Raw genomic sequence first — 14,657 nt, forward strand, 5'->3', positions numbered from 1 at the left:
AACGCTTATCCCAGCCGCGAAAGCCAGGCCAGCCGATAAGCCGCCAGTCCTTCCAGCGGGAGCGGCTGCGCGACGTTTGCCCGCACGGCGGGCACGCGGCCCCAATGCGCCAGCATCCAGCCGCCGCACGTGGTGCCGCTGGCATCGTCCGTCACGGCGACGCGCCGGCCCGGCCGCAGCGCCGCCAGCAGTGGCGCGAAATACGGGTTGCCGGTGAAGCTGCCCTCGACCACGACATCGTCGCCGGCGCCCAGCGCGTCCAGGCAGTAGTCGCTCATCAAGGCGAGGTACAGTGTGGCCAGCGCACTGCGCTCGGTATCGTTGACGGGCGCCGGGCCGACGATGCTGCCGTGCCGCCCGGCGAACGGCCCGCCCGCGCCGGCAAAGCCGGGCAGGGCATAGGTGCCGCTGCAGACGATGCGCTGCAGGGCCGTCGTGTGGAACGCGGCAGGCCGCGACCCCGCCAGCTCGGCGAACTCGCGCCCGCCCATGAAACGCATGCACGGTACCGGCTGGCCCAGCGCGCTGGTGTTGGCCAGCATGTCGAACTCCTCGCGCAGGCCGTCCAGCGTCCGGCCGGGCGCAGCCGCGATGACCCAGGTGCCGGTGGACAGTACCGCCGGCGTGGCGTCGCCGCCCAGGTGGCGCAGCAGCGAGGCATTGCTGTCATGGATGCCGCACACGATGCGGCACGAGGCGGGCAGCCCGGTTTGCGCGGCCAGCGCCGGCAGGATCGTGCCCAGCGTGTCCCAGGCGCGGCGCAGCGGTGGCAGCAATGGCTGCCAGCCCATCTTCGCGACGAGGGACGAGTACTGCTGGCGTTGCGGGTCCCACAGGTCGGTATGGCAGCCCAGCGACGTGACCTCGCCAGCGGCGATGCCGCACAGCCGCCACGCCCAGTACTGCGGGTACATCAGGATATGGCGCGCTCGGGCGAAGGCGGCCGGTTGCGCCTGCACCAGCCATGCCAGCTGGCGGCCCAGGTTCAGGCCAGCGGGCAGGCGCGGCGAGCGCGTCTCGGCATAGGCCGGCCGCACCGCCAGGTACGCCGCCGGCGCGGCGGCCGGGTCGTGCTCGTAGTCCGGCACCGGCAGTACCAGACCGGCGTCGTCCACCAGCGCCGCCGTCGCGCCATGCGTGACAGGCACGATGGCCTCGACGTGCGCCATGCCGGCGAATTCCGCCAGCGTGGAGAGCATCCAGTGCCAAATGCCTTCCGTGTCGTGGTGCGGGTAAGGCCCCTGGCGCAGCGGCGCGTTCGGCCGGCGCCGTTCGGCCAGCAAGGTACCGGCATGGTCGATCAAGGCCAGCTTGACGTTGGTCTTGCCGATGTCCAGTACGACGACCGCGTTCATTCGGCCCTCACTTGGCCACCCTGCGGCCGCCCAGCAGCCGAGGCAGCGCGATCGTCACGAGCAGCAGCAGGCCGACTACGATCGTCATGTAGATACCGGGTACGTTCAGCAGCGACAGCCCATACGTCACGGTGCCCAGGGTCAGCACGGCCAGCAGCACGCCGCCGATGGTGCCGGCGCCGCCGGCGATGCTGACGCCGCCCAGGATCACCATCGTGATCACTTCCAGCTCCCAACCCATCGCGATGTTCGGCCGGGTGCTGCCGATACGGCCCGTCAGCAGCCAGGCCGCCAGGCCCGCCATCGCGCCGGTCAGCATGAACAGCACCAGGCGGTAGCGGTTCACTTCGATGCCGGCGAAGCGCGCGGCCACGGGATTGTTGCCGATGGCGTAGATGCGGCGCCCCCAGCGCGTGGCATGCAGTACCACGGCGAACAGCGCCGCGCACAGCAGCAGCACGACGAACTCGCGCGGAATCACGTCGAAGAAGTAGCCCTGGCCCCAGTCGGCCATCAGTTGCGGGTAGCCGGTGAAGGCCTGGTCGCCCAGGACCACGCTGGACAGTCCACGAAACAGCGAGACGGTGCCGATCGTGACGACGATCGACGGCAGCGCGAAGCGTGTCACCAGCACGCCGTTCAGCAAGCCGCATGCGCTGCCCGTCGCCAGCGCGACAGGCAGCAGCAGCGCCGGCGGCACGCCATGGGTGTGGGCCAGGCCGACGGCGACCGAGGACAGCGCCAGGATGCCGGACACGGAGATGTCGATCTCGCGGCAGATGATCAGCAGCGCCATCGGCAGCGCGATCAGCGCCTTCTCGCTGAAGTTGAAGGTGCCGTCGGCCAGGTTGTACGGATCGAGGAAATTCGGCACCAGGATGCCGTTGGCCAGGAACGCGGCAATGCACAGCAGCGCCAGCAAGGACTCCCATTTGCCCAGCAGGGCGCCCAGCCGGAAGCCGGGACGGTCGTGGATCGTGTAGCGCGAGGTGTGGGTGGCGGTCATGTCGGCGCTGTTCATGCGGTACTCCGGTCGGGCTGGTGCAGCGGCAGGATCTGGCGGCCGCCATGCTTGCCGTCGCGGGCGTTGATCAATACGGCGGCCAGGATGACGATGCCGGTCAGCGCGCTTTGCCAGAACGGCGAGACCTGCACCACTGGCAGCGCATTGCCGATCACGGCCAGGAACAGCGCTCCCAGCACGGCGCCCAGGACGGTGCCGCTGCCACCGGCGATGCTGATGCCGCCGATGACGCAAGCCGCGATGACGGTGAACTCGAAGCCATAGGCGATCTCGGTATAGGCCACGGCATAGCGCGCCACCCACAGGTAGCCGCACAGGCCCGCCATCAGCCCGGACAGGCCATAGGCCCACAACAGCCGGCGCGCCATCGGGATGCCTACGTAGCGCGCGCACGACGGTGCGTTGCCGATGGCGTACAGGTCGCGCCCGAAACGGCTGTGGCGCGTCACGAACCACGCCGCCAGCGCGACGGCGGCGGCGATCCATACCAGGTGCGTAATGCCCAGCAGCCGGGTGAGCGGGAAGGCGATGAAGTGCTGCGGCATCTGGTGCGACGAGACCCAGGCGCCGCCGGACAGCACGAACACCAGTCCTCGGTAGACGCTCATCGTGCCCAGGGTGACGACGATCGGCGGCAGCTCCAGCCAGCCGATCAGCCAGCCGTTGACGAGACCCAGCGCCAGGCCGATGGTCGCCGCCGCCAGCATGACCGCGACCAGCGGCAGCGCAGGGTAGCGCGACGCCAGCAGCGCGGCCATCATGCCTGACAGGGCCAGATTCGAGGCGACGGACAGGTCCACGCCGCGCGTGACGATCACCAGCATCTGCGTCAGCGCCAGCATGACCAGCAGGGTGCTGTCGGTCAGCAGGTTGCCCAGGCTGGCCGGGCTGACGAACACCGGCGAGCGCAGGCCCACCAGGAGTATTAGCACGACGATGGAGCACGCCAGCAGCGTCTCCCGGCGTTTCAGGATCGTCATGCGGCCTCCCTGGCGTGCGGTTCGCTGCCGGAAGCGGCAGCGACGACATTTTCCGGCGTGGCTTCGCCGCGCGCGAATTCGCGTTGCACGCGGCCTTGGTGCATCACGACGATGCGGTCGGCCAGGCCCAACACTTCCGGCAGTTCGGACGACACGAGGATGACGGCCAGGCCCTGGCCCACCAACTGGCCGATGAAGCGGTGCACGGCCGCCTTGGAGCCGATGTCGATGCCCTTGGTCGGTTCGTCCAGGATGATCACTTTCGGCTCGGTCGCCAGCCACTTGCCCAGCACGACCTTCTGCTGATTGCCGCCGGAGAGTTCAGCCACGTGCTGGTACAGGTGGCTGGCCTTCAGTTCCAGCTGTTCGGCGTAGTGGCGCGCTACCGCGTTTTCGCGGGCGCGGCGCCCGCGCAGGAAAAAGCCGATGCGGTCGAGGATGGGCAGGGTGATGTTGTGCAGGATCGGCATCGTCAGGTGCGCGCCCTGGTGCTGCCGGTCTTCCGGCACATAGGCGATGCCGTGCGCGATGGCATCCGCCGCGCAGCTGATGCGCACCGGCTGGCCCGCCAGCGTGACCGTGCCGCGCGCCAGCGGCGTCAGGCCGAACAGCGCCTGCATCGCTTCCGAGCGGCCGGCGCCCACCAGGCCGTAGAAGCCCAGGATCTCGCCCCGACGCAGCTGGAAGCTCACGCCGTCGAATTCGGTCGGGTGGCAGAAGTCGCGCACCTCCAGCACAACTTCGCCCGGCGGTACGTCCACCTTCGGGTAGGCCTGCTGCACGGTGCGGCCCACCATCAGCGCCACCAGCTCGGCCTCCGTCACGTCGGCGATGCGGCCCGCCGCCACGTACTGGCCGTCGCGCAGCACCGTGTAGCGGTCCGCCACCGCGAAGATCTCGTCGAACTTGTGCGTGATGAAAATGATGGCCGTGCCGGCCGCGCGCAGCTGGCGCACGATACGGTACAACTCGACGATCTCGCGTTGCGACAGCGCGGCGGTAGGCTCGTCCAGGATGACGACCCGGGCCTGTTGCGACAGCGCCCGCGCAATCTCGACGAAGTGGCGCTGCGCCACCGACAGGTCCTTGACCCTGGCGCGCACGGGCAGCTTGACCTCGAGCCGGGCGAACAGCTGCTCGGCCTCCCGTTCGATCCCGGCCCAGTCGACGCGCCCGCCGCGCAGCGGCTGGCGGCCGACCCAGATGTTTTCGGCCACCGTCAGCTCGTCGAACATTACGCTTTCCTGGTGCACGGCCGTGATGCCGGCCGCCATCGCGTCCTGCGCGTTGGCGAACGAGACCGCCTGGCCGCCCAGCGTGATGGTGCCTTCGTCCGGCTGGTAGATGCCTGTCAGCGTCTTGACCAGCGTGGATTTGCCGGCGCCGTTCTCACCGATCAGCGCCAGCACCTCGCCGGCGCTTGCCGATAGCGCTACCTTATTGAGCGCCACGATGCCTGCGAAGCGCTTGCTGACGCCGGCCAGCTGCAGCACCGGCGTCGCGTCTGGAGAAGTGGCCGTCATGTCAGAAGATCTTCGCGAACTGGTCGACGTTGGCCGCGTTGTAGAGGAACGGTTCGGCCATCGCGGCCTCGCCCTTGGCGTCGATGGCGATGCTGCCCATGCGGCCCGCGTCCACCTTGCCGCCCGCTTTCGCGTCCGGATGACCCTTGACGAAGTCGTAGGCCGCATAGGTGGCGGCGTAGCCCAGGTCGATCGGGTTCCAGATCGCGAATTCCTTGACGGCGCCGCTCTTGACGTGGCCCGCCATCTCGGACGGCAATCCCAGGCCCGTGACGTAGACCTTGCCGACCAGCTTCTCGTCGACGACGGCCTTGCCGGCCGCGTTGATGCCCACCGTGGTCGGCGCGATGATGGCCTTCAGGTTCGGGTGGCTGCGCAGCAGACCGAGCGCTTCGCGGTAGCTCTTGTCCGACTGGTCGTCGCCATACACGGTGGCGACCAGCTTCAGTTGCGCGAACTCGGGCCTGGCCAGCTCGCTCTTCATGACGGCTATCCACAGGTTCTGGTTGGTGGCCTGGGCCGAGGCGGACAGGATGGCGATCTCGCCGGCACCGCCGATCGCGTCGCGCGCCATCTCCAGCTGCTTGCGGCCGATCAGTTGCGCGCTCGACGGGTTCAGGTGCATCAGCCGGCCCTCCGGCGCCAGGCCGCTGTCGAACGACACGACCTTGATCCCGCGCTGCATGGCCTTCTTCGCGATGGGCACCAGCGCGCTCGGATCGTTGGCGGAAATGACGATGGCGTCGACCTTCTGGCTGATCAGCGAGTTGACGATCTCGATCTGGCCTTCCGCGCTCGGCGTGGTGGGACCGGTGTAGATGATCTCCACGTTCTTCAATTGGGCCGCCGCCTCCTTGGCGCCCGCGTGGGCGGCGTCGAAGAAGCCGTTGCCGAGGCTCTTGACGACCATGGCGATGCGGACCTTGTCACCGGCCTGGGCGGCCGGCCTGTCGCCGCAGGCGGCCAGCGCCAGGGCGGCCGTGGCCAGCACGGCGAGGGTGCGGCGCTTGTACTGGTTCGGGTTCAATGGGAGACCTCCGCCTGGAACATGCCCTGGGCATGCAGCTCGAAGCCGTACGGGAACGACATCGGCGGCTGCGGCGCCGGCACCGCCTCGGGCGCGACGGTGACGACCTTCACGCCGGACTGCTCGAGCAACTGCACGGCGCCATCGGACGCGTTGGTGTCGGTGATCACGGTGGAGACGCGATCGAGGCCGCACAGGATCAGGCCCGCCTTCTTGGCGAACTTGGAGCTGTCGGCCAGCACGATCAGTTCCTCGGCCTGGCCGATCAGGCGTTTCTCGGCCTGGATCAGCAGCGGGTCCGCTTCCATCAGTCCCAGCAGCGACAGGCCGTACACGCTCATGAACATCTTGGCGGCGTAGTGGTGCTGCGTGATGTCGTTGTCGAACGGGGACAGGATCACGTTCTGCTCGCGGTACACCTTGCCGCCCGGGAGAATGATCTCGTTCTCGCTGGAGACCAGCAGGCGCTCGGCCATCAGGAAGGAATTGGTCAGGATCTTCAAATGCTTATCGACCAGGAACTCGGCCATCATGAACGTGGTCGTGCCGCCGTTGATGACGATCGTCTCGCCTTCGTCGCACATGCCGGCCGCGTAGCGGGCGATGGCGCGCTTGCGCTCGGCGAAGCACTGGATATTGTGCTCGAAGGTCTCGCTGGTCAGGGTGAAGTTGCGCTTCTTCTGGGCCAGGTTGGCGGCGCCGCCGCGGGTGCGGGTCAACAGGTTGCGCGCGGACAGCCAAGCGATGTCGCGGCGCACGGTGGCGGGGGAAGCGCTGAGCCATTCGACCAGCTGGGGCACGCTGGCGCTCTGGTGTTCGGCGAGCAGTTTCAGCAAACGTTTACGGCGCTTGTGATTGACCATTGTCGTCTCCTTTGTTGTGAACCTACTGCGCGGGCGAACCCGGCGTGGTCTGTTTGTTAACGCTAGAGGCTAAACACTTCAATTTCGGCAGTCAATCACCGAGTGCTCAAAACCGTGATTATTTCCAGGGCGCGGCACCGCGTGCTGCGCGTTTCGATCATCCTTATGATTAATTCGTTCTTGGTCACGATGTTGAGCGGCGGCGCATTGACACCCCGAGGGGCCCTGCCTTCTACTGATCGCGCTGCCGGGTGGTGCACCACGCCGGCTCAACCCATGCGGCGGAAACGAACACTCAACGACGGAGAACACATGACGGCATCGCACGAATCGAACCAGCCAACCGACAGCCCGGCGCGGCACCGGCAGCCCATCGCCTCGCGATGGGACGACGCCAGGGCGGCCGCCATGAGCGAGCCGGAACTGCTGCTGTACCGCTCCAACCTGCTCGGGTCGGACCTGCGCATCACCAACTTCGGCGGCGGCAACACGTCGGCCAAGGTGATGATGGCAGACCCGCTCAGCGGCGAGCAGGTCGAGGTGCTGTGGGTGAAAGGCTCGGGCGGAGACCTGGGCAGCATCAAGCTCGATGGCTTCTCCACGCTGTACATGGACAAGCTGCGCGCGTTGAAGGGGCGCTACCGCGGCCTGGCGCACGAGGACGAGATGGTGGCCTACCTGCCGCACTGCACCTTCAACCTGAACCCGCGCGCGGCCAGCATCGACACGCCGCTGCACGCCTACATCGACCGCAAGCACGTCGATCACATGCACCCGGACGCCGTGATCGCGATTGCCGCCTGCGCCAACAGCAAGGCGCTGACGCAGCGCATCTTCGAAGGTGAGCTTGGCTGGCTGCCGTGGCAGCGGCCCGGCTATGACCTCGGGCTGAAGCTGGAGGAGCTGTCGCGCGCCCAGCCCACCCTGAAAGGCATCGTCCTGGAGGGGCATGGCCTGTTCACATGGGGCGACACGGCCAAGTCGTGTTACGAGACGACGCTGGCGATGATCCAGCGCGCCGAGGAATGGCTGGCCGCGAACATCGAGCAGCCGGTATTCGGCGGCGCCGCCGTGACGCCGCTGCCGGCCGAACAACGTGCCGCGCTGGCCGCGCGCCTGATGCCGCTCCTGCGCGGCAAGATCAGCAAAGGTGAATACAAGCTGGGGCACTTCGACGATTCGGCGGCCGTGCTGGAGTTCGTCTGCAGCCGTGACCTGCAGCCGCTGGCGGCGCTGGGTACGTCCTGCCCCGACCACTTCCTGCGCACCAAGATCCGGCCTTACGTGATCGCGTTCGATCCGGCCAATCCCGACTTCGAGCAGGTCGCCGCCAGCCTGGACGAAGGCCTGGCGCGCTACCGCGCCGACTACGTCGCCTATTACGAGCGTTGCAAGCATGCCGACAGCCCGGCCGTGCGCGATGCCAATCCGGTCATCTACCTGATTCCCGGCGTCGGCATGCTGTCGTTCGCCAAGGACAAGGCGACGGCACGCATCGCCGGCGAGTTCTACGTCAACGCCATCAACGTGATGCGCGGCGCGAACGGCGTCGACAGCTATGTCGGCCTGCCCGAACAGGAGGCGTTCGACATCGAATACTGGCTGCTGGAAGAGGCCAAGCTGCAGCGCATGCCCAAGCCGAAAAGCCTGGCCGGGCGCATCGCGCTGGTAACCGGCGGCGCCGGCGGTATCGGCCAGGCCGTGGCAAGGCAGCTGCTGGCCGAAGGCGCCTGCGTCATGCTGACCGATATCGACGGCGAAGCGCTGGAACAGGCGCGCGAGGGGCTGGCCAAGGCGGCCGGCAAGGACAACGTGGCCGGCTTCGTTGCCGACATCACCAGCGAGGCCGCGGTCGAACAGGTGCTGTCGGCCTGCGCGCTGCGTTTCGGCGGCATCGACCTGCTGGTCTCGAACGCGGGCATCGCCTCTTCGAGCCCGCTGGAGGACACCACGCTGGAGGTGTGGAACCGCAACCAGGACATCCTCGTCAAGGGCTACTTCCTGGCCAGCCGCGCCGCCTTCCGCACGATGAAGCAGCAGGGCCTGGGCGGCAGCATGGTGTTCGTGGCCAGCAAGAACGGCCTGGTCGCATCGGCCGGCGCTTCCGCCTACTGCACGGCGAAGGCGGCGGAGATCCACCTGGCGCGCTGCGTCGCGCTGGAAGGGGCGCCGCACGGCATTCGCGTCAACGTCGTCAATCCCGATGCCGTCATCCGCGGCTCGCGCATCTGGGACGGCAAGTGGAAGCAGGAACGCGCCCAGTCGAACAAGATCGACGCGGACGACGTGGAGAACTTCTACCGCGAACGCAGCATGCTGAAACGCTCGGTGCTGCCCGAGGATATCGCCGAGGCGGTGTACTTCCTGGCCAGCGACAAGGCGGCCAAGAGCACCGGCAATGTGCTCAATGTCGACGCCGGCAATGCGGCCGCGTTCACACGCTAGAATAAAACCAGAACAGGTATCGAAGGAGACAGGATGAGTGCAGTGAATATGCCGATCGACAGCGGCCGTGTGGCCGAGTACAACGCGAGCCTGGCAGCTGAAGTACAGGCGGATTACGAAGCGCTGGCCGGCATGCTGGCACGTCGTGGCGCAGACATCGAACGGCTGACGGCCCTGGCCCAGACGTTTGCCGTGGCCGTGCCCAGCTGGGGCGTGGGCACGGGCGGCACCCGCTTTGCCCGTTTCCCGGGCCGTGGCGAACCGCGCGACGTGTTCGAGAAGATGGAGGACTGCGCGGTCATTCACCAGCTGACGCGGGCCACGCCCACGGTCTCGCTGCACTTCCCCTGGGACCGCACCGACGATCCCGCGGCGCTGCGCGAGATCGCCCGGGGCTATGGCCTCGGCTTCGATGCGGTCAATTCGAACACCTTCCAGGACCAGCCGGGCCAGGAACAGACCTATAAACATGGCAGCCTGACGGCGCACAGCGGCGCGGTGCGCGCACAGGCCGTCGCGCACAATATCGCGTGCATCGAGCTGGGCCAGGCGCTGGGCTCGAAGGCGCTGACGGTGTGGGTGGGCGACGGCGCCAACTTCCCCGGCCAGCACAACTTGCGCGGCGCGCTCGAACGCTACCTGGACAGCATGCGCGACATCTACGGCGCACTGCCGGCCGACTGGCAGCTGTTCATCGAACACAAGCTGTTCGAGCCGGCCTTCTACGCGACCACCATTGCCGACTGGGGCACCAGCTTCGCCTGCGCCACCGAACTCGGGCCGAAGGCGAAGTGCCTGGTCGACCTGGGGCACCATGCGCCCAACACGAACATCGAGATGATCGTGGCGCGGCTGGCGCAATTCGGCAAGCTGGGTGGCTTCCACTTCAACGACAGCAAGTATGGTGACGACGACCTGGACTCGGGCAGCATCAATCCGTTCCAGCTGTTCCTGGTCTTCAACGAGCTGGCCGACGCCAGCCAGCGCGACCCGGCGTTCCGCCCGGCCTACATGCTGGACCAGTCGCACAACGTGACGGACCCGATCGAGAGCCTGATGTCCTCCGCGATCGAGGTGCAGCGCGCCTTCGTGCAGGCCGCGTTGGTCGACCGCGAGGCGTTGCGGGCGCACCAGGAAGCGAACGACGTGCTGCAGGCCGCGCAAACCCTGAAGGCCGCCTACCGCACGGACGTCAGCCCGATCCTGGCGATGGCACGCCTGCGCGCGGGCGGCGCGGCCGATCCGGTCGGCGCCTACCGCGCCAGCGGCTACCGCACGCAGGCGGCCGAGCGGCGGCCGGCGCGCGCCGGCGCTTCCAGCAGCGGCATCGTCTGACCCGTGCGGCGCGGCCTGCAGGCGCTGCTGGCGCCGCTGATGCTGATGTCGATGCTGGCCCTGGCGGCAAACGTCGGCGCGGCCACGTTCAGCGTGGCACGCTTCGGTGCCCGGCCGGATGGTGTCACGCTGAACACGCGGGCGATCCAGGCCGCCATCGATGCGGCGGCGGAGCAGGGCGGCACCGTCGTGTTCCCGGCCGGGACCTACCTGAGCGGCTCGATCTTCGTCAAGAGCGGCGTCACGCTGCGCCTCGACAAGGGCGTGACCCTGCTGGGATCGCAGGACATCCGCGACTATCCGGTACTGCCGACGCGGATTGCCGGCATCGAAATGGCGTGGCCGGCCGCGCTGGTCAACGTCTACCGCCAGCAGGGTGCCGCGATCGAGGGCGAGGGCACGGTCGACGGCGACGGCAAGGTGTTCTGGGACAGTTACTGGACCCTGCGCAAGGCGTATGAGCCGCGCGGCCTGCGCTGGGCCTCCGACTACGACGCGCGGCGCCCGCGCCTGATCCAGATATTCGAGTCGTCCCGAATCAAGGTTGGCGGCGGCTTGTTGCTGCGCCGCTCCGGCTTCTGGACGCTGCACATCTGCTACTCGGAAGACGTGACGGTGGACGGCGTCGTCATCCGCAACAACTCGGACGGGCTTGGCCCCTCGACGGACGGCATCGACATCGATTCGTCGCGCCAGGTGCTGGTGCAGCATGCCGACATCGACGTCAACGACGACGCGCTGTGCCTGAAGGCCGGGCGCGACGCGGACGGCCTGCGCGTGGCGCGGCCCACGCAGGACGTGATCATCCGCGATTCCATCGTGCGTGCCGCGGCGGCCGGCATCACCTTCGGCAGCGAGACCTCCGGCGGCTTTCGCAATATCGAGGCGTACAACATCACGGTGGCGGGCAAGGTCCCGGTCGGCATCCTGTTCAAGTCGGCACGCACGCGCGGCGGCTTCGGCGAAAACCTTCGCCTGCACGACATCACGATGAACGACGTGCCTGTCGTGCTGCGCATCACGATGAACTGGAACCCCAGCTACAGCTACGCGACGATCCCGCCGGAGGTGCGCGAAGTGCCGCCGGTGTGGCGCGTGCTGGCGACAAAGGTACCGCCGGAGCGGGGCCGGGCGCGCTTCCACGACGTCAGCCTGTGGAACATCAGGGCCACCGGCGCCACCCGCGCCTTCGAGGTGGACGGCTACCGCGAGGTGCCGCTGCGGCGCTTCAGCTTGAAGAATGTGTCGATCGAAGCGCGCGAGGGCGGCTGGCTGTACGACGTGGACGGCTGGCGCTTCGACGACACGCGCCTGACGCTGGGCAGTCCGATCGACCTGGAGGATCGCGCCGCGGTGCAGGGATTGCCCGCTGGTGCCGCCGTGGTGCGGCCGCGCCAGCCGAAGGCCGACCCGGCGCAAAAGAGCTTCGAGGAACAGGACAAATCATGAAGGAGCAGGAAATGACGCAGCAGGGCTTCAAGATGCGGCTCAAGCCGGGCATGGCGGAGGAGTACCGGCGCCGGCACGATGCGCTGTGGCCGGAGCTGGCCGAGGCCCTGACGGCGGCCGGTATCCATGATTATTCGATCTTCCTGGACGAGGAAACGCTGATCCTGTTCGCCGTCCTGAAGCTGCACCCCGGCCATACGGCGGACGCGTTGCCCGGGTTGCCCGTGATGCGGCGCTGGTGGGACTACATGGCCGACATCATGGAGGTGGAACCGGACAACCGGCCGTGCCAGTGGCCCTTGCGGCCAATGTTCTATTTCGCTTGAACCACGCCGGATGGCGTCAGCAGGCCGCGGCTGCGCAGCCATTCCTCGGCGCGGCGCGGCCAGCCGGACGCGTTGGCCAGGCCGTCGCGCATGCCCATGCCGTGGCCGCCCTGCTCGAACAAGTACATTTCGGCCGGCACGCGCGCACGCGTCAGCGCCTGGTAGAACAGGATGCTGTTCTCGACCGGCACCGCTTCGTCGGCCTGGGTATGGATCAGCAGGGTGGGCGGCGTGCGCGGCGTCACCTGGTGCTGCAGCGACATCAGCCGCACCAGTTCCGGCGCCGGGTTGGCGCCCAGCAGCGCCTTGCGCGAACCGGCGTGCGCCGCCGCGCCGTCCAGCGTGATGACCGGGTACAGCAGCATCAGGAAGTCCGGCCGGGCGCTGACCTGGTCCAGCGCGTTGCCGGTGCGGCCAAGCGGATGGTCGAACAGCGTGCCGGCGCTGGCGGCCAGGTGGCCGCCGGCCGAGCTGCCCATCACGCCGATGCGGTCCGGGTCGATGCGGAATTCGGCGGCGCGCGAACGCAGCAGCCGTACCGCGCGCAGCACGTCCTGCAGCGGCGCGGGGTGGCCATACTCCTGCATGCGGTACTTCAGCACGAAGGTGGTCACGCCCAGGGTGCCGAGCCAGTTGGCATACTGGATGCCTTCGCGTTCGTAGGCCAGGCGTACATAACCGCCGCCCGGCGCGACGATGACGGCGCTGCCGTTGGGACGGTCCACTGCGGGCCCGACACGCAGCAGCGTCGGCTCGCCCACGTTGGCGACGTAACCGCCGTCGACCCGTTCGGGGCCAATGGTGCGTGCGCCCGGCACGCCTTCGGGCCACAAGGGCAGGACGGTTTGCGCGAGGGCGGAGCAGGTGGTGGCGGTCATCAGCAGGGTGGCGGCAAGGGCCTTGGCGGTCATCTTCATGGTCAGGAGTGTAGCGGATCGAGGTTGGCATCGATGGTATCTCGCGGCACCGCGTCACGGGCGCCGGAGTGACCGCGTCACTTGCGCGCCAGCCAGTCCGGCGGCACGGGCACCACCACGATGTTCATCGAGCGCCCATCGGCGGCCAGCATGGCCGACTGGATCTGGATCCTCGTGCCCTCGGCATTGAAGGTCGGATGCGGATGATCGGCTGCCGTGGTCTTGTGCCCAGTTGTCAGCAGTTTCATCTCGCGCGTGCGGCGGTCGATCAGCCACACACTGCGTGAGAAATCGTCGCCGACCGCGAAGCGGCCGTCGGCCGAGCCGTGCACGTGCCACAGGCCGCTGCCGGATGGCGTCTGGCCGGCGATCGTCATCTCGCGCGTGCGCAGGTTGACGATGCCCAGGCCGCTGGGCTTCTCGCGCGTGCCGGCCGGGCCCCAGGCCGCATCCTGCCCCGGGTTGGCGCCACCCACGTCGGTGGCGGGACCGCCCACCGCCGCCGCGCCGCCCGGAATCGGGCGGTGGCCCATGATGGCGAACGCCACCTCGTCCGGCGTGATCACCGCTTCGTGCGTGACCCACTCGTAGGGCGCCTCGGGATACAAGGGCCGCAGGCCGCTGCCGTCGGCCTGCACGGTCCAGGTGCGCTGCGGCGACTTGCCGCCGGTCTCCCAGCTGAATACCAGCTCGCCCGGACGCCACAGGTTGGCCTGGATATGGCCGACCTGGAACGGTACCGACACCACGTGCCGGATCTCGCCCGTGCGCACATGCATGCGCGCGATGCCGTTCGGCCCGGCGCCCATCTTGCGCGGACCGAAATCCGGCTCGATCTTCGTGCCGGGCGCCAGATGGCGCGCCGCTTCTTCCTTGCCGACGCGGAAGTAGACCCATTCCTCGTCCGCGTCCAGCGCCATGTCGCCGCCGGCGCCCAGCGCGGCCGGCATCACGCCGCACAGGCGCTGGTAGGCCTCGGCCCGCCGCATTTTGCCGGCTGCGCTGTCGGCCAGCACCGCGCCCAGGTCCACCTCCACCACTTGCAGCCGGCCCGGCTCGCGGTCCTGGCGCATGAAGTACAGCTTCATCGATTTGCGTGCCAGGTTCAGCATGCCCGTGTAGCCGCCCTCCGTCACCTGCACGATGGCACCACTCGCCTCGTTGACGGCGAGCGCCTCGTTGCCGGCCAGTTGGGAGCGGAATACGAGCCATTGTCCGTCCGCCGTCCATTGGGGGTGGGTCGGATAGATCTTCGAATCGCCATGTGCTTGCGTGGTCAGGAAGGTCAGCGGCGTGCCGGTGACGGGGTCGGGAACGATCTTGCGCTCCGACGGGAAGCGCTGGCCGATGCCGGCGTGGGCGGAGGCGGCATACAGCAGCAGGCACAGGGCGACGCGGGCGGGCAGGGTCATG

12 protein-coding genes are annotated in these 14,657 nt (G+C 68.2%); 4 read left to right on the plus strand and 8 right to left on the minus strand.

What is annotated here, in order from left to right; genetic code table 11:
• Nucleotides 1–5 precede the first annotated feature (5 nt).
• From E7V67_005290 to E7V67_005315, 6 genes are read right to left on the minus strand one after another with little or no spacing between them, the layout of a single operon-like run.
• On the minus strand, nt 6–1,355 hold the full coding sequence (locus tag E7V67_005290; protein WUR14522.1) for an FGGY family carbohydrate kinase: 1,350 nt from the start codon (nt 1,353–1,355) through the stop codon (nt 6–8).
• Between the two features lie 7 nt (nt 1,356–1,362).
• On the minus strand, nt 1,363–2,376 hold the full coding sequence (locus tag E7V67_005295) for an ABC transporter permease (protein WUR14523.1): 1,014 nt from the start codon (nt 2,374–2,376) through the stop codon (nt 1,363–1,365).
• Entirely contained in the window at nt 2,373–3,359 is a 987-nt protein-coding gene (locus E7V67_005300) for an ABC transporter permease (protein ID WUR14524.1), read from the minus strand. The genes E7V67_005295 and E7V67_005300 overlap by 4 nt, the downstream gene beginning before the upstream one ends.
• The gene (locus E7V67_005305; GenBank protein WUR14525.1) at nt 3,356–4,882 is read right to left on the minus strand and encodes a sugar ABC transporter ATP-binding protein; all 1,527 of its coding nucleotides are present in this window, start codon (nt 4,880–4,882) and stop codon (nt 3,356–3,358) included. The genes E7V67_005300 and E7V67_005305 overlap by 4 nt, the downstream gene beginning before the upstream one ends.
• 1 nt (nt 4,883) lies before the next feature.
• Nucleotides 4,884–5,855 (minus strand): rhamnose ABC transporter substrate-binding protein, encoded by a 972-nt coding sequence (gene rhaS / locus E7V67_005310; protein WUR16232.1) that lies wholly within the window; start codon nt 5,853–5,855, stop codon nt 4,884–4,886.
• 50 nt (nt 5,856–5,905) lie between these two features.
• Entirely contained in the window at nt 5,906–6,772 is an 867-nt protein-coding gene (locus E7V67_005315; protein WUR14526.1) for a DeoR/GlpR family DNA-binding transcription regulator, read from the minus strand.
• A gap of 312 nt (nt 6,773–7,084) precedes the next feature.
• On the opposite strand from E7V67_005315, the gene E7V67_005320 reads away from it, so the two are divergent.
• Genes E7V67_005320 through E7V67_005335 form a run of 4 tightly spaced genes read left to right on the plus strand, consistent with a single transcriptional unit; the run spans nt 7,085 to nt 12,327 of the window.
• Nucleotides 7,085–9,217 carry a bifunctional rhamnulose-1-phosphate aldolase/short-chain dehydrogenase gene (locus E7V67_005320; protein ID WUR14527.1) on the plus strand — a complete coding sequence of 711 codons (2,133 nt, stop codon included), beginning with the start codon at nt 7,085–7,087 and terminating at the stop codon, nt 9,215–9,217.
• A 33-nt stretch (nt 9,218–9,250) separates the two neighbouring features.
• Entirely contained in the window at nt 9,251–10,552 is a 1,302-nt protein-coding gene (gene rhaI / locus E7V67_005325; GenBank protein WUR14528.1) for an L-rhamnose catabolism isomerase, read from the plus strand.
• 3 nt (nt 10,553–10,555) lie between these two features.
• On the plus strand, nt 10,556–12,001 hold the full coding sequence (locus E7V67_005330; GenBank protein ID WUR14529.1) for a glycosyl hydrolase family 28 protein: 1,446 nt from the start codon (nt 10,556–10,558) through the stop codon (nt 11,999–12,001).
• Nucleotides 11,998–12,327, plus strand: a complete 330-nt coding sequence (locus tag E7V67_005335) for an L-rhamnose mutarotase (protein WUR14530.1) — start codon at nt 11,998–12,000, stop codon at nt 12,325–12,327. The genes E7V67_005330 and E7V67_005335 overlap by 4 nt, the downstream gene beginning before the upstream one ends.
• Here the strand turns inward: E7V67_005335 and E7V67_005340 are convergent.
• Together E7V67_005340 and E7V67_005345 are read right to left on the minus strand one after the other, a co-directional pair.
• Nucleotides 12,315–13,244, minus strand: a complete 930-nt coding sequence (locus E7V67_005340; protein WUR14531.1) for an alpha/beta hydrolase — start codon at nt 13,242–13,244, stop codon at nt 12,315–12,317. The genes E7V67_005335 and E7V67_005340 overlap by 13 nt on opposite strands.
• Before the next feature lie 77 nt (nt 13,245–13,321).
• Nucleotides 13,322–14,656 carry a hypothetical protein gene (locus tag E7V67_005345; GenBank protein WUR14532.1) on the minus strand — a complete coding sequence of 445 codons (1,335 nt, stop codon included), beginning with the start codon at nt 14,654–14,656 and terminating at the stop codon, nt 13,322–13,324.
• Nucleotide 14,657: the final 1 nt, after the last annotated feature.

It is taken from the genome of [Empedobacter] haloabium (genome assembly GCA_008011715.2).
Taxonomy (GTDB): Bacteria; Pseudomonadota; Gammaproteobacteria; order Burkholderiales; family Burkholderiaceae_D; genus Rugamonas; species Rugamonas haloabia.